Source organism: Xanthomonas arboricola pv. populi, from assembly GCF_002939945.1.
GTDB lineage: Bacteria > Pseudomonadota > Gammaproteobacteria > Xanthomonadales > Xanthomonadaceae > Xanthomonas > Xanthomonas arboricola_A.
Genome location: NZ_MDEB01000014.1, coordinates 1 through 23,390, shown reverse-complemented (window position 1 = coordinate 23,390; position 23,390 = coordinate 1). Strand labels below are relative to the sequence as shown.

Sequence of the window (23,390 nt, the reverse complement as noted above, 5' to 3'; positions counted from 1 at the left end):
GGAAGCCAGAAAAGCGCAGGCCTGCGCTTACACAGGTGGTGCGGTGGTGGTGCTAGGCGCGCGCGGGGTCGGCCCCGTCCTCGCCGCCGGCCGGGAGGTCGCGTAACTGGCGATAGACCTGCCCCAAGGCGGCGACATCTTCGGCCGAGAACAGCAGCTTGAGCGCTGGCGAGATTTCATAGCGTGCGTCTTCGCCGCGCAGACGGGTCAGGACATGGTTGTCCTTCATCTTTTGCATCGCCGTGGCGACACGCCGCAGGAAACCGGCGCGATCGGTAGACAGATTTTTCTCGTAGACGGCCAGCGCCTCGTCCAATGCCGCTTCTTCCGCCACCGCACGCACGCCGCGCGCATCTGCTTCGGCCAGTTGCTGGCGCAGGTGCAGCAGCAACACCGAGTCGATGAAGGTCAGCGGCGAGGAGCGCAGCAGCACCGGCGCCTCCAGCTCGCCGGTTTCAGCTTGGCGGGTGAAGGCGATGCCGGCCTCACGATCGAGCACCAGCTCCAGAAAGACGTCCGCCAGTGCGCTGCGGATGCCGGCTTCGCTGCGCAACAAGGCCGGCCACAGGCGACCATGCCGCTGCGCGTCCACGCTGGGACCACTCAGCAACTGACACAGCGCGCGACGCGCTTCTACCGGCAATTGTCCGGTATCGCCTGCGAACAGCCCAGTAGCGACGGCAGGATTCTGACCGTCGGTATCGTCTTGGGCGATCTCGGACTCGGGATCGTGCTCATGCCAGTTCATGGCGTTTCTCCTGGGTGAACCAGATCAACGGAATGCGCGCGCGACGCCATTGGCCGTCGTTGCCGCGCCATTGCGCCACTTCGAATTGATCGCCGCTGACGACGCCGTGGCGCGTGCCCAGCGACAGATAGCCGATGACACTGCCCAGACCCTGGGTAGCCTGACGTTGCATCAGCGCCTGGGCAATGGACAGCTGGGGCTGGGTGGCCAGCAGCTCGAACAGATCGCGGCGCAGGCTACGGAAATCGATCTCCGATTGCGCGACCAGATCGCCCACGCTGTCCAGAGAGATGGCGGCGGCCTCATTGCGCTGGATGTTGCCATCGACCTGTTGCTGGCGCGGGTCGTGCAGGCGCCATTGCGAGAGCGACCGCAACCGGCTGGTCGTCAACATCAGACTGCGGCCGATCAGCCGCTGAGCCGGAATGTGCTCGCGCAGGCTCAGCGCTTCGGCCTGCGCCTGTTTGAGAAGGCGGTTGAGTCGGCGCTGTTCCAGATAGCCACGGCTTTGCACGAAACCACGCAGGCTGCGCGAGAAATGCTGCATCACATCGTGCACCTGGCCGCCGCGTTCGAGCATGGTGCCGGTCAGCCCACGCAGGAAGCTGCGTTCGCGGCGATCGAGCTTGCGCGCGAACGCGCGCGCAAGCACCGTCTCCAACGCCGCATCCAGCTGCGCGCTTTGTTCGGCATCGTTGAGCAAGGCCCAGAATGCCTGAAAACTGCGCCCAGCTTCGCTGTCGCCGATGATGTCCACACCTTCAAACAGCCTGGTCAGGACTTCGCCACGCTCGCCTTCGTCATCGATAATGCGTTCGCGGAATTGCCGGTTGAGCTGCTCGAAATCGTCGCGTACGCGGCGGAAGTCCTCGGTCAACTCATCGGCCAGCGCGATCACCTGCCGGGTGCGCTCGAGCGCGCGCTTGCCGTCCAGCGAGGCGACCTTGCCGGCCGACACCCGTGCGATTTCGGCATCAATGCGATCGCGCTCGTCGCGCAGTGCCGACAAGCGCACATCCGGGTTGGTCTCGGTCAACGCCGCAAGCTGAGCCAGCTGCTGCATCACCAGCGCCAGCCGGCTTTCGGTGGCCGCGCCACGGCTGTGCTCCAACCCGTCGACAAAGCGGATCGCCTGCGCGGCCAGTGTGGACAGCTCGTACTCTTCCTGCTGCGCGCCCTCGGGCAGACGACGCTCCAGCCAGCCCTGCGCCAGCCAGTGGGCGACATAGGCCTGCGCGGTGCGCGGCAAATCGCGCGCCAAATGCTCAGCATTGATGTCGTCGAGCATGCGCTGCAGCCGCTCGTGGAGTACCGCTGCCGGCAACAGTCGCTCTCCGTCCAGCAGCAAGGCCTGCAGCAGACCGATCACCTCGGGTGCGTGGTCGGCGGCCAACAGTTTCCACAACGGGTCTTCGCGCAGGCTGCGGTAGCGCGCGATACGGGCACGGACGACCTTCATGCCGGAGGGTGATAACCAAGATCCAGCGCCATTTGTCGAACCCCATTGATGAAAGCATGAAAGCTTGGCGAGCGATTACCCTCCTCGCTCAATCTTTCCGCCATCAGTCGTGCTCCACTGCGTTTCTGAAACTCGGGAATGAGCCTCTCCAGTTCTGCAGATGGCTTGTTCCAAGTGTCTGGCTGTGAAAATCTCTTGTGCAACGCGGGAGTATCCAACTTGGAACTGGGAAAAGCCGACGCCAATGCGCTCAGATCAGCGATATACCAACTTTCCAGCTCTTGGCACACCAACCTCACCAAGGTGTCTGGGCGTCCCAAGCCGGCGCAGACCTGGACTAGACGCGTTTTCAGCGCCAGACAATCTCCGTTGTCGTTGTCACGCACCACGACAAATCGATCTCCAGGCACGCGCCAGGCTCTTAGTTTTGTGCGCAGGCTGCGCTCCAGATCGCTCTTACCGTCGTGGGGCACACATTGAAAATGGCGTCCATCCTGCCATCCCGGGAACAGACGCGGTAACAAGCCATCCAGCAGGATTTTCATGGAGGGCTCTTCTAGCAGGAAGATGAGACGCCCCTGCATCAGGCCATATCCCGGTTCAGACCCTCAAACATACCTTGCTTCCACAGATAGCCAGGCAAGTCGCCTGCTTCGAACAATGCGCGAAGATTGTCCGAATCGCTGGCGCGCGTGATGGTGGTGAATCCCTTCTCCTTACGCAGGCAATAGATCTCATCCAGCGTCAGTGCATTGAGGAAATCAGGTGAATGCGTGGAAATGAAGACCTGCCCGCCACGCCTGGCGTAATCGCGGAACTCCTCCGCCAGCTCCGGCAACAACTCGGGATAGAGCTGATTCTCGGGCTCTTCGACTGCAAGCAACGGATACGGTTTGGGGTCGTTGAGAAGCACCAGATAGGCAAACATCTTGATAGTGCCGTCCGAGACGTACCTGGCAATGAACGGGTCCTTGAAACTTCCATCCTGAAACCGCAGGATCAAGCGCCCATCCAGGGTCTGCTGCGGTTGCACCACGGAAACACCAGGCACGCGGCGATTCATCGCATGCAATACACGATCGAAGCGATCCCTGTGGTTTTCGTAGAGGAAATTGGCGACCAGGGCTAGGTTGTCCCCGCGCGTGGACAAGTGCTCAGCAAAGCCTTCTTCCTGGCTCGGCCTGGCTTCGGACACATGGAAATCAGAGATGTGCCAGTTCTCGATCATCAGGCGAAAGGCGCTAGCCGCCTTGAAGCGCTCGAACTGGCCTAGGCCCTTGATCGCCAGAATATCCGGGGCATCGAGCTCCTGCTCTTCGCGCGTAAGCTCTTCGTCTTTTTTGGAGAATTCCTCTTCATTGGTGATCGCGTAACCTTTACCGTGCGCGAAATCCAGAAAGCGAAACGGTGCGCCATAGCTGCCGCGCTTGTAGCGCAAGACTTCGCGCTCGATCTCCACACGCGTGCCGGTGCCCGGTGCGATTTTCAGCACATAGGTCACCAGACGCTCTTTGCCGGTGATCTCCAAGCGGAATTGCATGGTGAATTCGATGGGCTCGTGCGCAAACCCTCTGCTTGCAACTTCTTTGTAACCACCGCGTTTTGCGATCGCCTTGCCCACATTCATGGACAATGCATCCTTGAGAAAGGAGAACACGTCGAACAACGTGGACTTTCCGGTTCCGTTCGCTCCGACCAGCACACAGAGCCTGGGCACATGCGTCAGCTTGGCTTTACGGAACAGCCTGAAATTCTTGATGTCGATCGATTCAATCTGCATGGGTTCCCTGCGACGGTCGTCCGCCAGCGTATAGGGGATCAATCTACCAGCCAATGACGCTAGGCATGCCTCAACGCTTGCCGCCCACTTCGATGAACTGCAGGAACTCGGCGCGGGTACGCGCGTCTTCGCGGAAGCTGCCCAGCATCTTGGAGGTCACCATGCTGACGCCGCGCTTGTGGATGCCGCGGGTGGTCATGCACTCGTGCGAGCCTTCCACCACCACGCCGACGCCGAGCGGTTGCAGCACGTCCTGGATGCACTGGGCGATCTGCGCGGTCATCTTTTCCTGCACCTGGAAGCGCCGCGCATAGCTTTCCACCACGCGTGCCAGCTTGCTGATGCCGACGACCTTGTCACGCGGCAGATAGCCCACGTGCACCTTGCCGATGATCGGCGCCATGTGGTGCTCGCAATGGCTTTCGTAGGAAATATCGCGCAGCACGATCAGCTCGTCGTAGCCGGCCACTTCCTCGAAAGTGCGCTCCAGGTATTCGCGTGGTTCCTCGCGGTAACCGCTGAACCAGTCGCCATAGGCCTCGGCGACCCGGCGCGGAGTGTCCAGCAGGCCCTCGCGGGCCGGGTCTTCGCCGGCCCAGCGCAGCAGGGTGCGCACGGCGTCTTCGGCCTCGGCCTGGGTAACGGGGGAATCGGGCTGGTCGGACTGGCTCATGCGCAGGTGCACCCAAAGGGGGCGAGCATGGTACCCGAGGACGGGCCGGCGGCCCCAGTGGCGGTTGCGCCGGCTTGCACGGGTTCGGCAGCTATTGATTCAATATTGAATTGATAGCATCCTATCTATTATGGCAGACAAGACGACTCCCCCGCGTTCCCAGCTCAGCTCCGGCCTGCTGGTCGCCGCCCGCCAATGGCAGCGGCTGGCCGACCAGGCATTTGTCGAATTCGGGCTGTCCAGCGCCTGCACCGGGCCGTTGTTGATGATCGGCCGCTCCGGCGGCGGCATCCGCCAGGTGGCGCTGGCCCAGCAACTGGGCATGGAAGGCCCCTCCCTGGTACGGCTGCTGGACAAGCTGTGCGCGCAGGCGCTGGTGCGCCGCGAGGCCGACAGCAGCGACCGCCGCGCCAACCAGCTGTGGCTCACCGATGACGGCCAGGCGCTGGTCGGGCGCATCGAGATCCGCCTGGATGCGCTGCGCGGGCAGGTGTTCGGCGCGCTCAGCGAGGTGCAGGTGCAGGTGGTGCTGACCTTGTGGGAGCAGATCGCGCAGGCGCACGCGCGGTTGAGTCAGTCCGGCTGAGTCGGATGCCGGGCGTCGTGCTGCGACGCCGGTTGTGACGGTCCGGATGGCTTGGCGCGCACTGCGCACTGCGCCGGACGTGGTTGTTTCCCATTGCCCAGGATGTGCCCGATGTACGGCGAATTCAGTCTCTACGGTGTGTTCGTTCCCACCTTGCTGGCGTTGATGACGCTGGCCTATCTGCTCAACAGCGCCATCGGCGCGCTGCTGACCCGGGCCGGCGCGTACCGGCATATCTGGCACCCGGCGCTGTTCAACCTGGCGCTGTACATCGCGCTGCTGGGCGGCCTGTTTTCCCTTACCCGTTGGATGCAACCGTGAAAAAGCTGATCAAGAACGCGGGGCCGGCGCTGCTGACCCTGGCAATGGTGGTGGTGGCTGCCGTGGTGCTGCAGCACCTGTGGCGTTATTACATGGAGGCGCCGTGGACGCGCGATGCGCACGTGGGCGCCGATGTAGTGCAGGTGGCGCCGGATGTGTCCGGGCTGGTGGAGCAGGTGGCGGTGGCCGACAACCAGGCGGTGAGGCGCGGGCAGCTGCTGTTCGTGGTGGACCGTGCGCGCTATGCGATCGCGCTGGAACAGGCGCGCGCCGCGCTGGCCGAGCGCCAGGCCACGTTGAGCCAGTTGCGCCGCGAGATCGCGCGCGATCGCAGCCTGCAGGACCTGGTCGCCGCCGAAGATGCCGAGGTGCGCCGCTCCAATGTGCAAAAAGCGCAGGCGGCGGTGGCCACCGCGCAATCGGCGGTGGACCTGGCCCAGCTCAATCTGGACCGCACGCAGGTGCGCAGCCCGGCCGACGGCCATGTCAGCGACCGCACCGTGCGCGTGGGCGATTACGTCAGTGCCGGGCGCCCGGTGGTGGCGGTGCTGGATACCGGCTCGTTCCGTGTCGATGGCTATTTCGAAGAGACCCGCCTGCAGGGTGTGCATGCCGGCCAGCGCGTGGACGTGCACCTGATGGGCGAGCCGGCCACCTTGCACGGGCATGTGCAGAGCATCGCCGCCGGGATCGAGGACCGTTACCGCAGCGGCAGCGCCGGCGCGTTGCCCAACGTCACTCCGGCGTTCGACTGGGTGCGGCTGGCGCAGCGCATCCCGGTGCGCATCGTGCTGGATCGGGTGCCGGCGCATGTGCAGCTGATCGCCGGGCGCACCGCCACCGTGACCATCCTGCCGGACGCCGTGCGTGACGCTGCCGCCAGCGCGCCTGCCCGCGTGAAGGCCAAGGCAGCGCCATGAACCGCACCGTGTTGCGTCCCCTGGGACTGGTCACGCTGCTGGCCGCATTGAGCGCATGCACCACGGTCGGCCCGAACTACGCCGTGCCGGCTGACTCGGCCTACCAGCGGCCGGCCGCCAACGCCGCGTTTCTCGACACCGGCAACGACCAGGTGCACCCCGGCGCGCCGCTGCCGGCACGCTGGTGGGCGCTGTATCAGGACCCGATGCTGGATGGCCTGATCGAACAGGCCTTGCGCGACAACGTCGAGTTGAAGGTCGCCGGTGCCAACCTGCGTCGCGCCGCCGCCGTATACGAGCAGGCGCTGGATGCGGGCGGTTTCGATTACGAGGTGGAAGCCGGCGTCAGCCGCGCGCAGGTCTCGGCGCAGGCGTTCCTGCAGCAGGAAAAGCTGCCGGTGTTCAACCTGGCCGATGGCAAGTTCGGGGTGTCGTATCAGTTCGATCTGTTCGGCAAGCTGCAACGCGGCGCCGAGGCCGCGCAGGCCGATACGCAGGTCGCCCAGGCCGCGATCGATCTGGCCCGCGTCAACGTGGCCGCGCAGGTCGCCGGCAGTTACGTGGAGATCTGCCACGCCAACCACGAGCTGCACGTGGCCGAGCATTCGCTGCAGTTGCAGCAGCGCAGCCACGACATCACCCAACGCCTGATCGCTGCCGGCCGTGGCACCCCGCCCGATCTGGCCCGCGCCACCGCACAGGTGGCGATGCTGGAAGCGGCGCTGCCGCCGCTGCGGGCGCGTCGCCAGGCCGCCGGTTACCAACTGGCCGCGCTGCTCGGCAAGACGCCCGGCGAAGTGCCGGCCGGCGTGGACAGCTGTGCGCACGCGCCGGCCTTGCAGCAACCGATCCCGATCGGCGACGGCCGCGCGCTGCTGGCGCGTCGCCCGGATGTGCGCCAGGCCGAACGTCGGCTGGCGGCAGCCACCGCGCGCATCGGCGTGGCCACCGCCGAGCTGTATCCGGAGATCCGTCTGGGCGGCTCGATCGGTGCCACCGGCCTGCTGGCCGACTTCGGCGAGCCGGCCACGCATGCCTGGTCGTTCGGCCCGCTGATCTCGTGGACGCTGCCATCCGGTGGTGCGCGTGCGCGTGTGCGCGCCACCGAGGCCGGCGCCGACGCGGCGCTGGCGCAGTTCGACAACACCGTGCTGCAGGCGCTGCGCGAGGTGCAGACCACCTTGTCGCGCTACGCGCAGGATCTGGACCGCCTGCATCTGCTGGAACAGGCGCAGCAACAGGCCGACCTGGCGTCGGCGCAGAACCGGCGCCTGTATCAGGGCGGGCGCACGCCGTATCTGTCCAGCCTGGATGCCGAGCGCACGCTGGCCACCGCCGACATGACGCTGGCCAATGCGCAGGCGCAGGTCTCGCAGGATCAACTGCAGCTGTTCCTGGCGCTGGGCGGCGGTTGGGAAACGGCGGCCGGCCACACCGACCCGACTGCCGCGCGATGAGTGCGCTGCTGCGCGATCGCCAGGCCTGGCTGTTTTCGGCCAAGACCTTCGCCGCGTCGATCGCGGCGTTGTATGTGGGGCTGGCCGGCAATCTGTCGCGGCCGTACTGGGCGATGGCCACGGTCTACATCGTCTCCCAGCCGCTGCTCGGCCCCACCCGCGCCAAGGGCGTATACCGCGTGCTCGGCACCTTGCTGGCCGGCGCGGCGACCCTGGTGATGCTGCCGAACCTGGTGGAGACGCCGCTGCTGCTCAGCGCGGCGATGGCGTTGTGGCTGTCGGCCTGCCTGTTCCTGGCGCTGCTCAATCGCGGCCCACGCGGTTATGCGTTCCTGCTCGCCGGCTACACCACCGCCTTCATCGGCTTCCCGGCAGTGACCGCGCCGGAAGGCATCTTCGACACCGTGGTGGCCCGTAGCGAGGAGATCATCCTCGGCACGGTGATGGCGGTGCTGTTCGCCGCGCTGGTATTCCCCGCCTCGGTCAAGCCGATGCTGACCGCGCGCATCGGCAACTGGATGCGCGACGCCGCGCAATGGTGCCGGCAGGTGCTGCAGCGCGGCCCATCGCAGGCACCGCGCAATCGTCTGGCCGCCGATCTGGTGCAGTTCGAGGCATTGATCGCCTTCGTGCGCCACGACGACCCACGCCATGCCGGTGCCGCCCCCACGCTGGAACACCTGCGCGCACGCATGCTGATGCTGCTGCCGGTGCTGTCGTCGATGGCCGATCGGCTGGATGCGTTGCAGCGCGATGGGTCTGCGTTGTCGCTCGAGACGGCGGCGCTGCTGGAGGATGTCGCGGCCTGGGTGGATCAGGGCGAGGACGCACGCAACGATGCGGATGTGGACGCCTTGCGTGCACGTATCGCCGCCCTGCGCCCGGTGGTGGATCAGGACATCGAACATCTGCTGCTGGCGAGTTTGCTGCTGCGCCTGGAGGAGCTGCTCGACCTGTGGCAGGACTGCCGCGCGCTGCAGCAGGCGGTGGTGCATGGCACGGCGACGCCGGTGCTGCGTGCGATGCCGGGTGCGGCGATGCAGCCTGCCTCGGCGGAATCATTCGAACAGACTGAGGCTACGCAAGGCGAACCCGTTACGCGCTCGCACGTGCAGTCTTCGTTGCTGCAGCGCCTGGGCTGGTGGCAATCCTACTCTGCAACTGCCGCATCGCCGCAACGTGCTGAGGCGCTGTTCGACTCCGCTGAGCCATCGGCTCAGCGCTCCTCGCGACTGAAACGCCTGACCTGGTCCTCGCGCAACCCAGCCAATCTACCCGCACCTGCCAGCAGCACCCGCCATATCGATTTCGGCATGGCCGCGTTCTCGGCCTTGAGCGCAGGCTTCGCTTTGATGGCGTACTGCGTGCTGTGGATCGGCATAGGCTGGGAAGGCGGCGGCAACGGCGCGATGATGGCGGCGGTCACCGCCGCGTTCTTCGCCGCGCAGGACGACCCGGCGCCGAGCATGCTGTCGTTCCTGGCCTGGGCGGTGGTGGCCAGCGTGGTTGCCGGCATCTATCTGTTCGGCATCTTCCCGGCCATCCATGATTTCCCGATGCTGGTATTGGTGCTGGCGGTGGTGTTCCTGCCGATCGGCGCGTTGCTGCACCGTCCCAAGACCATGCTGATCGCGCTGCCGCTGGTGGTGAATCTCACCGCGTTGCTGAGCCTGCAGAACACCTACAACGCCAATATCCAGAGCTTCGTCAACGCGGCGGTGGCGATGGTGTTGGGCATTGGATTTGCCGTGGTGCTGACGCGCTTGTTTCGCTCGGTGGGCGCCGAATGGAGCGCGCGCCGGCTGGTGCGCCAGGGCTGGCGCACGCTGGCCGATGCCGCCGACGGCCGCGGCGCGCAGGACCGGCAGCATTTTGCCGCCCGCATGCTGGATCTGCTTGGCCTGCTCGCACCACGGCTGGCCTTGACGCCGGAGGGCAGCGACCTGGCTTCGGTGGACATGCTCAACGAAGTGCGCGTGGGCTTGAACATCCTGCAACTGCGCAGCGCGCGGCATGGCTTGCCGCAGACCAGCAGGGAGGCGATTGACGCGATTCTGGCCGAGGTTGCGGCGCACTACCGGCAGCAGGTTGCACGCAAGCGGCCGTTGCCTGGGCCGGATGCGTTGCGTGATCGTCTGGATGCGTCGCTGGCGCGCGTCGGCAAGGTGCCGGCTGGGACGCATCGCGATGATGCGCTGCTGGGTTTGATTGGTTTGCGTTACAGCTTGTTTGCGCAGACGGCGCCGCACACCCATGGGAACGCCGGTACTCGGCCGCCCTTGGCCCCTCTCCCCGCGGGGCGATAAGGCACTGCCTGCGCGCCACTGGCGCGCGTGTCTTGGAGTGCCCGCGCTGCTGGCGCGGGCCGGGGCACGAGCGGGGGTTGGGGTGAGGGTACGGGGCGAAGCCACTCGCGGTAAATGACACGAGGCTTCGCACGTACCCTCATCCGCCCTTCGGGCACCTTCTCCCGACGGGAGAAGGGAGCTAGCCATCAAGCTTGCGGTTGCATCAACACCTCAGCGCTTGCGCTGATGCATCGCCGCTTCGTCATCCAGCCAGTTGCTGCCCTTGTTGGTCAGGAAGAACATGTAGACCACCAAAGACACCGCGATCACCGCCGTTGCGTAGATCACGAACTCGCTGACGTGGCCGGTCTTCAACGAAGCCTGGTACAGCAACGGCGCGGTGCCGCCAAAGGCGGAGTTGGCCAGCGCATACCCCAGACCGACGCCAAGCGCGCGCACATGGGTGGGGAACAATTCCGCCTTCACCACCGCATTGATCGAGGTGTAGCCGGTCAGGATCACAAAGCCCACGGTAAGGATCGCGAACGCGGTCAGCCAGTCGGTCTGCTTGGGCAGCTCCATCACCAGGAACCACGTGTAAAGCACCCCGCCGATGCCGAAGAACACCAGCAGACTCTTGCGCCCGACGATGTCAGACAGCCAGCCGCCGACCGGCTGCATCAGCATCAGCAGCGTCAGCGCGACCAGGTTGATGATGGTGCCGGCCATCACATCGCCACCGGCGAACGCGGTCTGGATCATCTTCGGGCCGGTCACCGAATAGGTGTAGAACGCGATCGTGCCGCCGGCGGTGATCAGGAAGCACAGCAGCAGCGGGCGCCATTGATTGACGAACAGCTCGCGCATCGAGCCGGACGCCTTGGCCTTGCCGGTGCGCGAATCGGCGATGGATTCGGAGCTCAGCGACTCGTCCATGGTCTGGCGCAGCCAGAACACCACCAACGCACCGATGCCGCCCAGGCCGAACGCCACGCGCCAGCCCCACTCGGAGACCTGCGGCGCATCGAAGAAATGCAGCATCACCAGCAATGTGGTCTGCGCCAACACGTGCCCGCCCACCAGCGTGACGTAATGGAACGAGGACAGGAACCCGCGCCGGCCGGGAATCGCCGCCTCGGACATGTAGGTCGCGCTGGTGCCGTACTCGCCGCCGGTGGCAAAGCCCTGTAGCAGGCGCGCGAGCAACAGGACGATCGGCGCGGCGATGCCGATCGTGGCCACCGTCGGCGTCACGGCGATGACGAACGAGCACAGCGCCATCATCGACACCGAAATGGTCAACGCCAGGCGGCGGCCGTAGCGGTCGGCAAAGCGGCCGAAGTACCACGCACCGATCGGGCGCATCAGGAAGGTCATCGCAAAGATCGCCCACACGAACATCGTGGCGTTCTTGTCTTCCTTGGAGAAGAACTGCGATTCGAAGTAGGTGGCAAACACCGAGTAGACGTAGACGTCGTACCACTCGACCAGATTGCCGGCCGACCCCTTGAGCGTATTGGACACCGAACGGCGAAGGCTACCGGGGGCTGCGCCAGAACCGGCGGCGATCGGGGACGTTGGGGGTGCGCTCATGCAGTCAGAACCTTCTGGGTGGGACACCCCGCGAGTATAGGTGCGTGCTTGTGTGACGCATGTAAGCATTTCGGCGCATGGGCAGGCGCCGCGCAAGCGGCTAGTCCGCCCCGGTTTGCGATCAGAAGGCAGCCAGCGCGGAGCGCCCGCTCGTGTCGTTCCACACCGGCCGTCTTGATGTCATTTTTAGCGCTTCAGTCCGCTTTTGGCATCGGCGCAGCAAGCGATTGTGCTGTGCATGCCAGACCGATCGACGCAGCACGCAAGCCGCTTGCCGGCAGCGAGCATGTCGCAGGCGGTGGCGATGCGCTTGATCCGCGTCTTGGCTTTTTTGGTTCGGACGATAGCACCGGGGTACGGCGGCATTTCACAAGCGGATCGCTGCGTACTCGCGCATCCACGCTGTCGTTCTGCATCGAGCCCTGCCTTCACAGCCTCCATGCCGTCCGCCTTGCCAGAATGCCGGCCGCTTGAGGCCGTCGATGGCAGGGAAACAGGGGTTGGATGCATGACATGGATCATCGTGGCCACGGTCGTCACCACGCTGGTGGTGGGGCTGCTCCTGCTCAACTTCGCCACGCCCGAGAAAACGCTCGAGCACATCCCCAGCCATTGCTACGACGTCTCCGACCCGCAATTCAGACGCGAGATGTCGGTGTTGCTGGGTCCGGCGATCCTGCCAGGCAACAGGATCCAGGTGCTGCACAACGGCAGCGAGATCTTCCCGGCGATGCTGGCTGCCATCCGCAGCGCGCAGCGCACCATCACCTTCGAAACCTATATCTACTGGTCGGGCGAGATCGGCCGCGAGTTCAGCCAGGCGCTGTCCGAGCGCGCGCGCGCCGGGGTCAAGGTGCGCGTCACCATCGACTGGGGTGGCAGCCTGAAGATGGATGCCTCGCTGGTCGATGACATGACCGACGCCGGGGTGGAGGTGCATCGCTACCGCCCGCTGACCTGGTACAACCTGCACCGCGTCAATAACCGCACCCATCGCAAGCTGCTGGTGATCGATGGCCGCATCGGCTTCACCGGCGGCGTCGGCGTGGCCGACCAGTGGATGGGCGATGCGCAGGACCCGGAGCACTGGCGCGACTCGCATTACCGCATCGAAGGCCCGGTGGTGGCGCAGGTGCAGGCCGCCTTCAACGACAACTGGATCAAGACCACCGGCCGCGTCCTCAATGGCGCCGAGTACTACCCCGCGCTGGCACCGGCCGGCGACAGCGACGCGCAGCTGTTCGTGGCCTCGCCGGCCGGCGGCAGCGAGAGCATGCACCTGATGTATCTGATCGCCATTGCCGCGGCGCGCAGCTCCATCGACCTGGCCGCCGCGTATTTTGTGCCGGATGCGCTGATCACCCGCTCGCTGCTGGAAGCGCGCGCGCGCGGCGTGCGCATCCGCGTGCTGCTGCCGGGCAAACATATCGATGCGATCTCGGTGCGGCTGGCCTCCAAGGCCAGTTGGGAACCGCTGCTGCAGGCCGGCATCGCCATCCACGAATTCCTGCCCACCATGCTGCACACCAAGCTGCTGATCATCGACGGCCTGCTGGTCTCGGTGGGCTCGACCAACTTCGATATCCGCTCGTTCCGCCTCAACGACGAGGCCAGCCTGAACGTCTACGACCGCGCGCTGGCCGCACAGATGACCGAGGTGTTCGAGCGCGACCTGCAACGGGCCGAACCGTACACGCTGGAGCGCTGGCGCAAGCGGCCGCTGCGGCAGAAGCTGGGCGAGAAGCTGGTCGTCCCGTTCCGCTCGCAGGTGTGATGCAACGCGGACGCCGCAACCAGCTGCGGCGCCCGACAACCCTCACGACAGTGGCGGCGGCACCGCGATCGGCGCAGCCTGCAAGCGCAGCTGGCGCAACCGCCACCACAACCCGCCAACATGCACCAGCGAGTACAGCACCAGCGCCGCGGCAATGCCCAGCGTCAACGGGCTGGCCTGCGCGCCGGCCGCCGCCGCGCCCGCGCTGAAGGCGCCGTCGGCCCAGCGCCAGGCCAGGCGCCCGAGCAGCACCAGCGTCAGGCCGCCACCGATCCACGGATTGGGCGTATACCAACCGCGCCCTTCCACCCATTCGGCATGCGTGTAGCGCAGCGATAACGCGCCCAGCCCGACACCAACCAAGGTTCCCACTGCGATCCCTGGCCGAACCTGCGGCAAGCCATAGACCGCATACGCCAGCGCCGCCACCGCAATGACCAGCACCATCGTGCGCACCGCCGTGCTGACCGGCTTCCATTGCTGACGGCCGAAGCTGCGCCGGATGCGCCGGTAGTAGAGGAAGGCGATGGCCGCCATCGACAGATACGGCGTCAGCGGTGCGATGGCAGCAGCGGGCATGGCGATTCCTTTGCGGGGTGAGGTGATCGAGCCAGAATGAAACCAGCCCTCACAGCGAACAAGGTGCCAAGTGTCACTTTCTGCGCGTGCAGGCAGGTTGCCCGAGCGGCCGCCGCCGCGCGCACCGATCGCGACAGACGACCGACCTCCGCACAAGTCGCCTCGCCCTGCCACGGCCGGTGCACGCTCCAACCGCGCCAGCCATTGCCACACGCGAACCAGAGCCGCACGGGTAGACTTGCCGGCAGAGCTCCCCACCGCAGTGCCATGTCCGCCATCAAGCAAGAAGCCCGCACGCTGATCGACACGCTGCCCGAAACGGCAGGATGGGACGACGTGGTCCGCGTCGTGGACACCGCCAGCTTCGAGGCCGCCGTGCTGGAGGGCATGGCCGCAGCGGATCAGGGCGCGGTTGTCGCGCCGGCACAGGTGGCGGCACTGTTCGGCAGATGGGGCGTTGATGTTGCGGCGTGACTGGACCGTCCCGGCCGCCAGGCAACTCGCACACGCCCAGGATCACTACCACGCGCTCAACCCGACCGCCGCCGCCGCGATGGCGCGGCGGGTGCTGGACGCCACCCGCACCCTGGCCGAGCAACCCGGCCGCGGCCGCGCCGGCCGCGTCGCCGGCACCCGCGAATGGGTCGTCAGGCAAACGCCCTACGTGCTGGTCTACCGCGTGCGCGACGACGCGCTGCAGCTGCTGCACGTCCGGCTCGACGCCCAGGACTGGCTGCCGCGCACCGAGCCGCTGATCGAGCGCATCGAACCGTGGATCGCCGCGCTGATCAGCGCCCTGCTGCATGTGCTGATGCTGCTGATCCTGCTGTCGGCCTCCACGCCCACCATGACCCCGCCGCAGGGCTCGGCCAGCGGTGGCCGCACCAAGGTGGATTTTGTCGGCGACACCTCCACGCCCGACCAACCCACGCCCTCGCCGACACCGACCCCGCCGTCGCCAACGCCAGCGCCCGTGCAACCGCCGCCGGCCGCCTCGCCGGTGCAGTCCACCCTGGTCAAGACCGCCAAGAACCCGATCCCGCCGGCAGGCAACACCCGCCGCGGCGGCCTGGTCGAGCAGCGCCAGACGCAACCGGTGCAGCGCCCCACCCCGCCGCAACCGCCGGCAGAACCCTCGTCAGCGCCGCAGCGCCGCCCCGAAACCTGGACCGGCCGCCCACCGGGCATGCTCGAAGAAGAAGCCGATGCCGCCGAAGACGGCATGTCCAACACGCCCACCATCAGCGAAGGCCGCCGCCGCGACCGCAACAACGCCCAACCCAGCATGGATGTGGGCGGCTACCAGGTCTATTACGAAGTGCGCAGCGAAACCCAGCTGCGCAACTGGCGCGACCAGGGCATGAAGGAAGTGGCCATCATCCTGCCCGGCACCCAGTACCGCATGGTGTGCCCGCTGGAAGTCGCGCTCAAGCGCGGCTCCAGTAAATGCCGCCTGTTGCCGCCGGACTCGCCGGAACTCAAAGACATCGGCGATGCCCGCGAGGTCATCAACATGATGGAGGTCTACAAGCAGGGCGAGCCGGTATGGCGCGGGCCCGGGCCGTATCGGTGAGGGTGGATTATGCGGCAAACATTGGCCAACGTAGAACTCAAGCCAAGGTATGGCGCGTTACCCAGTCACCCAATTGCTTGCACTTGATCTAAAGTTCGAGCATTCCGAGTGCAGTCGGAGACCGGCATGCCATCTATCACTGTCCACAATATTCCGGGCGACGTTTATCTCGCCATCCGAGAACGCGCTGCGCAACAACGCAGGAGCATGGCCGCAGAAATCCGTACGATTCTTGAAGAAGCAACGAAGCCAGTGGTACGAGTGAAACTTGGTTCACTGCTCGTAGATATCGGTCGCGATGCTGGCCTGACAGAGCAGGAGGCTGAGGCCTTCAACAAGCTGCGCGTGTGAACCTTTCCTTGCTTATTTCGCTAGTTGACAACCGCATTACACGCGAGGACGATCCTCACTGCTGCGGCCAATCTCGCAGCCGGATTTAGCAGTCCGAACCTTCCGAGGCGCACCAGCGCCCATCGACGGATGACAGGCGTTTTTTTATGTCTGTAGTTCGTGGTGGTCGCGTGCCAGCCAGTTTTATGGCGGGCGGTGCGCGGAGGCCGTAAGGCCTGCCGGCCCTCGGACCGGTCTGCTAACCGCGCATCGCCCGTCACCTTCGTTTAGCAGCGAGGTGGCAGACCTCAATTTTCCGAGGAACTCCAATGACACGCGCCAAACCTGCCCGCGCAAATAGCACAAGCTCACTACTGCGCACCAGGATTCAATCTGTTGCCAGCGATCTTCCCATAGACACCATTTCCCGCATCGCTAACGCAATAGAGGCCCTTAATAGGCAACACGAAGCCAGCACACAAAACGCGCCAGAGGACGTGTTCTTCCGTCGCCTGGATGAAGCAAGTGCTGCCGAAGGAACGACAGGTATCCACTGGTCCGACTTGCCGATGCAATTCGGCATGGCGCTGCACTGCGCGCAATTGGATCACTGTGTGAGTGGATTGCACGGCTTGCTGGAGTTGTTGCATGCAGATGAGGCCGCCTGTGCCAACGGTCAAGCAGGCCTCGGCGGTGACTTGACCGAACGTTTGTTCTACGCCTCAAGGGCCTTGGCATCAGCTGCACGGATGACTCTAAAAACCATACAAGAGCGGACTGCAGGTACTAAGTAACTGCAAAACCATTCTTTATTTCATCAGCGACTTTAATTAAATTTTAATATTGATATTTAGCTAATAGACCATCACTATCCAAGGCCGCAACGTTTTTAACTTCAGCTTCATTGAGCAGCCCCTTTGATACAAGCCTCTTAACAAGACCAGGAAAACTAAAGCTCCACTTAACTTCGCTATTAGCATTTGATTTTAGCAAAATTATTGCTTGCTCTTTGGATAAAAGATCAATCATCTTTTCGCTGATCACAGAAATAATCGCGTTTGAAGAATCCCAGCTTGTAGATTTTTCAAGAATTTCAATAGCGCGATTCACGACCACTGGAGCAGGCGTAGCGACAGCTTGCTGTACAAAATCACGCATTTGGAAAGCGGTAACTGTTGAAAGCGCGGTCATCGCATCTGTGACATTTTTTGGAAAGTATGGAGATTCAACACTTGCACGAATTGTTGATAGTGCAACTTTTCCCTGAACCGGTGGACGCTGCATAACATGTTCAACTGCAGCTCGCAGATGTGCGCGTGCTAGTTCAGGGGTTGCATCCAGAATTTCGGCGTCTTGATTTATGTTTGGATGTGCAAATCTATTGCGATCTTCGAATAATCGTTTTAGCTCCACCTGTTCCTGAGCAGATATCAACTCATATCATTTCGTGCTACGTCCAGTACCTCGCGCTCAAACTTCAGTGCTGCATTGGTATCTCGCGCAGCCTGGATACGATCAAACTCATCTACCAGGGTTTTGGCCGAAGAGTCGCCTGAAAGAGCTAACTCTCTGAACTTTTCCAGAAAGTCGTGTATAAGTGCAACCCAAGTAGAAACAACGCAAGATCTGTATGCTCCCGCTTTGTAGCAAACAACAGCCTCTTTAATAAATGATTTAGCCTGATCGCTACGTACACGCTCGACCATTAGTTCTATATCAAGAAGAGCCATCCATCACCCGCTGCTTTGTAAAAATCGCTGTGCATTTTTATATCTTATAGTTTCATTACTGTTTTTCAATTTTTAGCATGTATTAGTCGTGGGCGAGAGACAGACTGCTCCGTTTGCAAGTCAACGTCATTAATAAAGGTTTAGTTGACCTCACCGCCTCCAGCCATCAGGCTTGTTTTACCCTCTAGACTTTATCTGCTCGCCGCTACTAACTTTTAGAACCAGCTGCAGTCAACGCAACAACGCCACCGCACTCAACGCATCCACCACAGGCCCAAACACAATCTGCCGCAGCAGGCGCGCCTCACCGGGGTCCACTGCATGCGTGGCACCTTGCTCATAAGTCTGCAGCACGGCGTGTGATTCACGCTTGATCGCAATCGCTAGTTCATCCAGATGCCGCAACGCCAGCTTTGGCGGCACGCCAATGGAGTCGCCAAATGCGGCGACATCATCACGACCGATGGTGGCGTAACGGCGGGCGTTACCCATCGGGAAGACCAGCTCGTCCAAACCCCAATCGGGGGCCTTGTAGACGCTGGTGCTGAGCAGATCGTAGTGGGGGGCGAGTTCCCAGCCGTTGGCGCCGCGCAGGAAACTCAGGTTCTTGAGGTGGGCGTCGCTGTTGCCGATGAAGAAGTTGAACAATTGCCAGCGCAGCAGCGCGATGCGGGTGGCCGCGGGCATGCGGCTGATGCGTTCGAGCGCGCGAAAGTTGTCGCTGGTGGCTTGTTGGTATTTGTAGAGGCGATCCAGCGACAGCAATTGGCAGCCGTCCAGCGCGTAACGGCGCTGCGCCTGCAGGCCATCGCCGAGGCGGTCAAAGCGGCGCACCAGATACACCGGCTCCGGCACGCGGCGCACGGCCACCTGCGGCACCGGCAGTCCGCACGCAGCGGCCAGCTCCATGCAGAACCATTCGTTGACTGCGCTGTGCGGGTAGTCGTCCACATGTTCGTGGTCGGGCTTGAGAATGTGGGTGGACGCGGCCGTGCCCACCGGCTCCCACAACTGCCCCTCATCCAGCACCACCGCCAGCTTGTGCTGGGCGCCCGCCAACGACATGCGCTTGGGTGCGCCATGGGTCAGCGGTTGCCGAGGCAAGGCGCGAATACGCGCAGATAGATCGGCATCGGCCAGCGGCTGCAGCGCCGGCGGCGGCAATTGCTGGCCTGGCCGCAGCAAGGTCAACGCGCCGGCCGACTCCGGGCCGAAACGCTGCAACAGGCCGAAGGCATCTGCCGCGTCGATGCCGGCGTCGCTGGCAATCAGCCGGCGCCCGCCCTCTTCGGGCAGCAGATTGTCGAAGAACCACTGCACCGGACGCTGGCTGCCGCCATCGACGATCTCGCCCGCGCTGCGTGGCAATGCGGGAGACAGGTCGAAGCCGTCCTTGCGCCACGTCTGGTCGTACGCGAGCACCCACAGATTGCCCTGCTCCCGCAGCTCGCCGACGCGGCGGCTTTCCAGCCACAGTTCCAGGCTGCGTGGCGCGTCGGCGTTGTTCATTCGGGGTGCTTGTCTACAGGAGCCGGTAGCTCTACAGGCAGGTCCAGCTGGACCTGGATGCCCAATTGCCGCAGCAGCTCGAACACCCGGCCCAGTTGCACGGTGTCCTTGCCGCGCTCGACATTGCCCAGCACCACATGGCTGGTGCCTGCCAGCGCGGCCAAGTCGTCCTGACGTAGGCCCTGTGCCTTGCGCACAGCACGGACATAGGCGCCGATGTCGGATGCTTGGGCAATTGGGACGCGCATAGCGAATGACCGAATCTAAAGCGGACTTTAGATTACCCCGAAAATTTTATAGCAACAAGTGAAATCTAAAGCAGGCATTAGATTGGCTATCTCCTGGCTACACGCCAGGCCGAAATTAAGGCTGACTTTAGTTTTCAAGCCTCAAACACTTACCGTCGCAGGGCGGAAAAGCAGCCCGTGACCTACCTAGTTGCATCGCCGCACGACGCGAGATGCCTTGAACTGCCTTCGACTGCACACGATCACTTGCGCTACTCGCACCGCCCCGCCGGAGATCCCACGACAGGCAGATCGGACACGGTGACCAGACCTCGCGATGGCGGCGCACGGTCGGCCGGGAACTGGCTACAGTCTGCACAGGGCCGTGTGCGCCCGCATCATCCACCTGCGTTCCAAAGGATCTGCATGTCCCTGCATCGTCTTGCCCCCCGCCTGGGTCTGGCCGTTGGCCTGCTGTGCGCCTGCTACGCGCACGCCGCCGCACCGGCAGCCGCCCATCGCCTGCTGCGTGTCACGCTGGATGGGGCGAGCGACCAGCCCGCGTCCGGCCGCCTGCTGGTCTTCGCCACCCTGGCCAAGGACGCCCAGGCCGCGGCCAAGGATGGCAAGGACGGCAAAGCCGGCAAGGTGGAGGAGGTGAGCGTGAACCCGTTCCGCCCGACCGCGGTGGCGGTGGCGGCGCAGGAGGTGACCGCGCTCGCCCCCGGCGCCAGCGTCGAGATCGACCTGGACAACATCGCCTTCCCCCGCGGGTTTTCCGCGCTGCCGGCCGGCGAGTACCTGTTCCAGGCCGTGCTGGATCCGGACCACAGCTACGGCTACAGCGGCCGCGATGGCGGCGATCTGTTGAGCGAGGTCACCGTGGTGACGCAGGGCAAGGGCAAGCCGTTGCCCACGCTGACGCTCAGCAAGCAGGTGCCGGTGTCGGACGACCCGTGGCAGGTGTCGCCGCGGGCGCCGCAGGCAATCCGCGACGCCATCCCGGAGGCCAGGCTGCATAGCGCAGACGCCTCGCTGGTCAGCCCGGCGCTGAGCGCGTTCTGGGGCCGGCCGGTGTCGCTGCGCGCCCGCGTGCTCACCCCGCCCGGCTACGACGCCAAGGCCGCCACCCGCTATCCCACCGTGTATGTCACCCACGGCTTCGGCGGCAACTACAACCGTTTTGCCGGCAGCATCGCCGCCACCTGGAGCGCGATGGCCGCCAAGCAGATGCCGCCGATGATCTGGGTGTTCCTGGACCAGTCCACGCCCACCGGCACCCACGAGTTCGCCGACTCGGTCAACAACGGCCCCTGGGGCACTGCGCTGACCGAAGAGCTGATCCCCTCGCTCGAACACCAGTACAAGATGGACGGCAACGCCAAGGGCCGGTTCTTGAACGGGCATTCGTCCGGCGGCTGGGCCACGCTGTGGCTGCAGACGCGCTATCCCAAACTGTTCGGCGGCACCTGGTCCACCTCGCCCGATTCGAGCGACTTCCACGACTTCACCGGGCCGGATCTGTACGCGCCCAATGCCAACGTCTACCGGCGCACGGACGGCAGCCAGTTCCCGTTGATCCGCGACCAGGGCAAGGTGGTGGCCGACCTGGAAACCTTCGCCAAGCTCGAGCGCGTGCTCGGCCCGTACGGCGGCCAGCTCACCTCCTTCGAGTGGGTGTTCTCGCCGCGCGGGCCCGACGGCCGCCCGCTGCCGATGTTCGACCGCGACACCGGCAAGGTGGACCCGGCCGTGGTGGCCTACTGGCGCACGCACTACGACATCGCCGCGCGCGTGGCCGCGCAGTGGCCCACGCTCAAGCCGGATCTGGACGGCAAACTCCACCTGATCGTCGGCACCGCCGACACGTTCTACCTGGATGGGGCGGCGCGCAAGTTCCAGGCGGTGCTGGACGGCCTGGGCGCAAAAAGCGACTTCCGCTACCTGGAAGGCCGCACCCACTTCGACCTGTACAAGGAGGGCGAGGACAGCAACGCCTTGATGAAGAAGATTGCCTGGGAGATGTACGCCGTGGCGCGACCCAAGCAGTAGCGCGCCGATGCACGGCCGGCGCTGCCAACCGGCGTGCCGGCCACCGGCACGCCAGGGCGCGACGTCGCCGGCCCTGATGCTCAGGCCGAGCGCTTGGGCAATTCCCACTCCAGCTGCTGCCTGAGCACCAGCAGCAGCACCTTCAGGCTGCCGCTGCGGACCAGGGCGGCCGGCGTCTGGCCGTCCAGCGCGTTCATGGGCTTGCGGAACCAGCCGATCAGCGCCTCGTTGTTGCCGCCGTTCAAGGCCCAGGCATGGCAGACGATCTCGCCCAGGGCCTCGATGCCGGTGCTGCCCAGCAGCTTGAGGTGCTCCGGCGTGAAGGCGAACAGCGACAGCACCAGCTCGGCGTCGGCGGCCTTGCCGTGGTCGACCGCCATCTGCTGGCTGTGCGCGGTGTTGTAGGCCGCCCCCTGCGCGCGGAAGTCTTCGGCACGCCGCATGCCGGTGAGCAGTGATGCAATGAGGTCGGCGCGTTCCATAAAGCAGTCCAACGGTGTGATAGCGCGCACGCTATCCGCGTCGTCGCCGCCGCTCAATCAGGAGTCTCCTGACAGCGGCGATGGGCGTCAGCGGCCGTTGCATTACGCGCCGGCCGGCCCGTGCGGGATTGGCGGGCCGGCGGCGGCTTCGGTGGCCGAGTCCCGCTTGCGCGCCTGCCCGGAAGCGGCGCCAACCATTGGCAGCGCTTAACGCAGGGATTGCTAGCATCCGGGCGCGTCACTGGCAGCAGCCCGCCTGCAGGGCTGCCGTATTGGAGTGTCATCTCATGAGGAGTTGTCAGATGCCCTGGAAATCCGCCCTCGCCGTGCTTGCCCTGTCCACCGCCGCCCTGCCAGCCTTGGCCCAGTCCGACCGCCAGGTGGTCGAGGACATGCTCACCCGCTCGGCCAATGTCTGCCCCGGCCACAGCACCGACCGCACCGCGCCCACCGTCAAGGCCGTGCCCGTGGGCGCACTACGGGTGATGCTGGAACGCGGCTTGGTCATGTGCCCGGACCGCCGCCTGGATGCCGCCGCGCCTGCGGTGTTCTACGGCCGCCTGGGCGTGTTCGCCTGGAACCCGGAAGTGCCCGCCGGCAAGACGGTGATCGTCAAGCAGATCGACACCATGACCCGCAACGAGGAATACCCCGCCGAGACGCTGGTGTGGGACGCCAAGGGCACCGCGCTCAAGCAGCAGACCGTGCCGATGTTCGAGCCCAAGCCGGGTGCGGCAGTGTTGTACAAGGTGCGTTGAGGCTGACGCGATTGCACGCGGCGCCCGGTCAGGCCCTGGCGCCGCGCTGCCCGCTCGCTTCGGCCGCATCGTCCGGACCATCGACACCGAGGCGCTGCTCGTAAATCTCATCGACCACACCGCGCACCGCGCGGGCGGCGTTGAAGATGCTCTCGCCCAGAACCGACAGACTGGTGGCATCCAGCGGCTTGCCGCTGCACACCGCCACCATGTCGCTCTGCGCAGTGATCGTGCGCAGCAGCGAATGGAACTGGTCGATCTGCTGCAGGGTGACGCCGAAGGTGAGGGGCTCTTCGTGCGGTTGCAGCTTGGTCGCTGGCGTGGCGCGTCGCCGAGCGGTAGTCGAAAGAGCTTTCGAAGCAGTCATGGCGTCCGTCCTCGACGTAAGCGGACGGGATGTCCGCAAAGCCAGCGTAATGCGCTCTTTCGGATATCTGAAAACCAGATATTTCGCCCGATTTTTTAGCGAAGCAGAGGCTAACGCCTCAGGAACCTCTGAATAAAGCACAGCAGATGCGCGACACTATTGCCACAGAGTGAGGAATCATCCA

The 23,390-nt window shown here is 64.5% G+C and carries 26 protein-coding genes; 12 read left to right on the top strand and 14 right to left on the bottom strand.

The window, feature by feature from the left end; genetic code table 11:
- Positions 1–52 precede the first annotated feature (52 nt).
- From XaplCFBP3123_RS20890 to folE, 5 genes are all read right to left on the bottom strand, one after another.
- Positions 53–748 (bottom strand): DUF4194 domain-containing protein, encoded by a 696-nt coding sequence (locus XaplCFBP3123_RS20890; protein WP_104535772.1) that lies wholly within the window; start codon positions 746–748, stop codon positions 53–55.
- Positions 735–2,207 (bottom strand): DUF3375 domain-containing protein, encoded by a 1,473-nt coding sequence (locus XaplCFBP3123_RS20885; RefSeq protein WP_104535771.1) that lies wholly within the window; start codon positions 2,205–2,207, stop codon positions 735–737. Before XaplCFBP3123_RS20885 ends, XaplCFBP3123_RS20890 begins: the two co-directional genes overlap by 14 nt.
- Complete coding sequence (locus XaplCFBP3123_RS20880; protein ID WP_253254279.1) at positions 2,204–2,752, bottom strand: DUF4276 family protein; 549 nt, start codon at positions 2,750–2,752, stop codon at positions 2,204–2,206. Before XaplCFBP3123_RS20880 ends, XaplCFBP3123_RS20885 begins: the two co-directional genes overlap by 4 nt.
- A 38-nt stretch (positions 2,753–2,790) precedes the next feature.
- Positions 2,791–3,987 (bottom strand): AAA family ATPase, encoded by a 1,197-nt coding sequence (locus XaplCFBP3123_RS20875; RefSeq protein WP_104535785.1) that lies wholly within the window; start codon positions 3,985–3,987, stop codon positions 2,791–2,793.
- Positions 3,988–4,057: 70 nt separating this feature from the next.
- Positions 4,058–4,660, bottom strand: a complete 603-nt coding sequence (gene folE, locus XaplCFBP3123_RS20870; protein WP_104535769.1) for a GTP cyclohydrolase I FolE — start codon at positions 4,658–4,660, stop codon at positions 4,058–4,060.
- A gap of 130 nt (positions 4,661–4,790) precedes the next feature.
- On the opposite strand from folE, the gene XaplCFBP3123_RS20865 reads away from it, so the two are divergent.
- From XaplCFBP3123_RS20865 to XaplCFBP3123_RS20845, 5 genes are all read left to right on the top strand, one after another.
- On the top strand, positions 4,791–5,246 hold the full coding sequence (locus XaplCFBP3123_RS20865; RefSeq protein WP_104535768.1) for a MarR family winged helix-turn-helix transcriptional regulator: 456 nt from the start codon (positions 4,791–4,793) through the stop codon (positions 5,244–5,246).
- Between the two features lie 102 nt (positions 5,247–5,348).
- Complete coding sequence (locus tag XaplCFBP3123_RS20860; protein ID WP_104535767.1) at positions 5,349–5,567, top strand: DUF1656 domain-containing protein; 219 nt, start codon at positions 5,349–5,351, stop codon at positions 5,565–5,567.
- The gene (locus tag XaplCFBP3123_RS20855) at positions 5,564–6,487 is read left to right on the top strand and encodes an efflux RND transporter periplasmic adaptor subunit (protein WP_172453428.1); all 924 of its coding nucleotides are present in this window, start codon (positions 5,564–5,566) and stop codon (positions 6,485–6,487) included. The genes XaplCFBP3123_RS20860 and XaplCFBP3123_RS20855 overlap by 4 nt, the downstream gene beginning before the upstream one ends.
- Positions 6,484–7,944 (top strand): efflux transporter outer membrane subunit, encoded by a 1,461-nt coding sequence (locus tag XaplCFBP3123_RS20850; protein ID WP_104535765.1) that lies wholly within the window; start codon positions 6,484–6,486, stop codon positions 7,942–7,944. Before XaplCFBP3123_RS20855 ends, XaplCFBP3123_RS20850 begins: the two co-directional genes overlap by 4 nt.
- Complete coding sequence (locus XaplCFBP3123_RS20845; protein ID WP_104535764.1) at positions 7,941–10,250, top strand: FUSC family protein; 2,310 nt, start codon at positions 7,941–7,943, stop codon at positions 10,248–10,250. Before XaplCFBP3123_RS20850 ends, XaplCFBP3123_RS20845 begins: the two co-directional genes overlap by 4 nt.
- A 213-nt stretch (positions 10,251–10,463) precedes the next feature.
- Here XaplCFBP3123_RS20845 and XaplCFBP3123_RS20840 read toward each other — a convergent pair whose 3' ends face one another.
- Positions 10,464–11,825: an MFS transporter gene (locus tag XaplCFBP3123_RS20840; protein ID WP_104535763.1), complete on the bottom strand. Its 1,362-nt coding sequence runs from the start codon at positions 11,823–11,825 to the stop codon at positions 10,464–10,466.
- A gap of 186 nt (positions 11,826–12,011) precedes the next feature.
- On the bottom strand, positions 12,012–12,356 hold the full coding sequence (locus tag XaplCFBP3123_RS21935) for a YdeI/OmpD-associated family protein (RefSeq protein WP_429001644.1): 345 nt from the start codon (positions 12,354–12,356) through the stop codon (positions 12,012–12,014).
- Here XaplCFBP3123_RS21935 and XaplCFBP3123_RS20830 point away from each other — a divergent pair.
- Complete coding sequence (locus XaplCFBP3123_RS20830; protein WP_172453427.1) at positions 12,334–13,599, top strand: phospholipase D-like domain-containing protein; 1,266 nt, start codon at positions 12,334–12,336, stop codon at positions 13,597–13,599. The genes XaplCFBP3123_RS21935 and XaplCFBP3123_RS20830 overlap by 23 nt on opposite strands.
- Before the next feature lie 42 nt (positions 13,600–13,641).
- On the opposite strand, the gene XaplCFBP3123_RS20825 is transcribed toward XaplCFBP3123_RS20830, so the two are convergent.
- A complete protein-coding gene (locus XaplCFBP3123_RS20825) occupies positions 13,642–14,178 on the bottom strand; it encodes a hypothetical protein (RefSeq protein WP_104535761.1) in 537 nt (178 codons plus the stop codon).
- A gap of 267 nt (positions 14,179–14,445) precedes the next feature.
- On the opposite strand from XaplCFBP3123_RS20825, the gene XaplCFBP3123_RS20820 reads away from it, so the two are divergent.
- The 4 genes from XaplCFBP3123_RS20820 to XaplCFBP3123_RS20805 all read left to right on the top strand — a co-directional run bounded on the left by XaplCFBP3123_RS20820 (position 14,446) and on the right by XaplCFBP3123_RS20805 (position 16,875).
- The gene (locus tag XaplCFBP3123_RS20820) at positions 14,446–14,652 is read left to right on the top strand and encodes a hypothetical protein (protein WP_104535760.1); all 207 of its coding nucleotides are present in this window, start codon (positions 14,446–14,448) and stop codon (positions 14,650–14,652) included.
- The gene (locus XaplCFBP3123_RS20815; protein WP_104535759.1) at positions 14,639–15,751 is read left to right on the top strand and encodes a type II toxin-antitoxin system RelE/ParE family toxin; all 1,113 of its coding nucleotides are present in this window, start codon (positions 14,639–14,641) and stop codon (positions 15,749–15,751) included. Before XaplCFBP3123_RS20820 ends, XaplCFBP3123_RS20815 begins: the two co-directional genes overlap by 14 nt.
- Before the next feature lie 126 nt (positions 15,752–15,877).
- Entirely contained in the window at positions 15,878–16,102 is a 225-nt protein-coding gene (locus XaplCFBP3123_RS20810) for a FitA-like ribbon-helix-helix domain-containing protein (RefSeq protein ID WP_104535783.1), read from the top strand.
- Between the two features lie 476 nt (positions 16,103–16,578).
- Positions 16,579–16,875, top strand: a complete 297-nt coding sequence (locus XaplCFBP3123_RS20805) for a hypothetical protein (RefSeq protein WP_104535782.1) — start codon at positions 16,579–16,581, stop codon at positions 16,873–16,875.
- Positions 16,876–16,918: 43 nt separating this feature from the next.
- Here the strand turns inward: XaplCFBP3123_RS20805 and XaplCFBP3123_RS21370 are convergent, their stop codons facing one another.
- The 4 genes from XaplCFBP3123_RS21370 to XaplCFBP3123_RS20795 all read right to left on the bottom strand — a co-directional run bounded on the left by XaplCFBP3123_RS21370 (position 16,919) and on the right by XaplCFBP3123_RS20795 (position 19,568).
- Positions 16,919–17,515: a hypothetical protein gene (locus XaplCFBP3123_RS21370; RefSeq protein WP_146091414.1), complete on the bottom strand. Its 597-nt coding sequence runs from the start codon at positions 17,513–17,515 to the stop codon at positions 16,919–16,921.
- Positions 17,512–17,811, bottom strand: a complete 300-nt coding sequence (locus XaplCFBP3123_RS21365; RefSeq protein ID WP_146091413.1) for a hypothetical protein — start codon at positions 17,809–17,811, stop codon at positions 17,512–17,514. The genes XaplCFBP3123_RS21370 and XaplCFBP3123_RS21365 overlap by 4 nt, the downstream gene beginning before the upstream one ends.
- Before the next feature lie 231 nt (positions 17,812–18,042).
- Entirely contained in the window at positions 18,043–19,320 is a 1,278-nt protein-coding gene (locus tag XaplCFBP3123_RS20800) for a HipA domain-containing protein (protein WP_104535758.1), read from the bottom strand.
- The gene (locus XaplCFBP3123_RS20795) at positions 19,317–19,568 is read right to left on the bottom strand and encodes a helix-turn-helix domain-containing protein (protein WP_104535757.1); all 252 of its coding nucleotides are present in this window, start codon (positions 19,566–19,568) and stop codon (positions 19,317–19,319) included. The genes XaplCFBP3123_RS20800 and XaplCFBP3123_RS20795 overlap by 4 nt, the downstream gene beginning before the upstream one ends.
- Positions 19,569–19,973: 405 nt before the next feature.
- Here XaplCFBP3123_RS20795 and XaplCFBP3123_RS20790 point away from each other — a divergent pair, with 405 nt between their 5' ends.
- Positions 19,974–21,599: an alpha/beta hydrolase gene (locus tag XaplCFBP3123_RS20790; protein WP_104535756.1), complete on the top strand. Its 1,626-nt coding sequence runs from the start codon at positions 19,974–19,976 to the stop codon at positions 21,597–21,599.
- A gap of 80 nt (positions 21,600–21,679) precedes the next feature.
- On the opposite strand, the gene XaplCFBP3123_RS20785 is transcribed toward XaplCFBP3123_RS20790, so the two are convergent.
- Positions 21,680–22,081 (bottom strand): antitoxin Xre/MbcA/ParS toxin-binding domain-containing protein, encoded by a 402-nt coding sequence (locus XaplCFBP3123_RS20785; protein ID WP_172453426.1) that lies wholly within the window; start codon positions 22,079–22,081, stop codon positions 21,680–21,682.
- Between the two features lie 302 nt (positions 22,082–22,383).
- Here XaplCFBP3123_RS20785 and XaplCFBP3123_RS20780 point away from each other — a divergent pair, with 302 nt between their 5' ends.
- Entirely contained in the window at positions 22,384–22,839 is a 456-nt protein-coding gene (locus tag XaplCFBP3123_RS20780) for a hypothetical protein (protein ID WP_024939627.1), read from the top strand.
- A 28-nt stretch (positions 22,840–22,867) separates the two neighbouring features.
- Here the strand turns inward: XaplCFBP3123_RS20780 and XaplCFBP3123_RS20775 are convergent, their stop codons facing one another.
- On the bottom strand, positions 22,868–23,206 hold the full coding sequence (locus XaplCFBP3123_RS20775) for a hypothetical protein (protein ID WP_172453425.1): 339 nt from the start codon (positions 23,204–23,206) through the stop codon (positions 22,868–22,870).
- Positions 23,207–23,390: the final 184 nt, after the last annotated feature.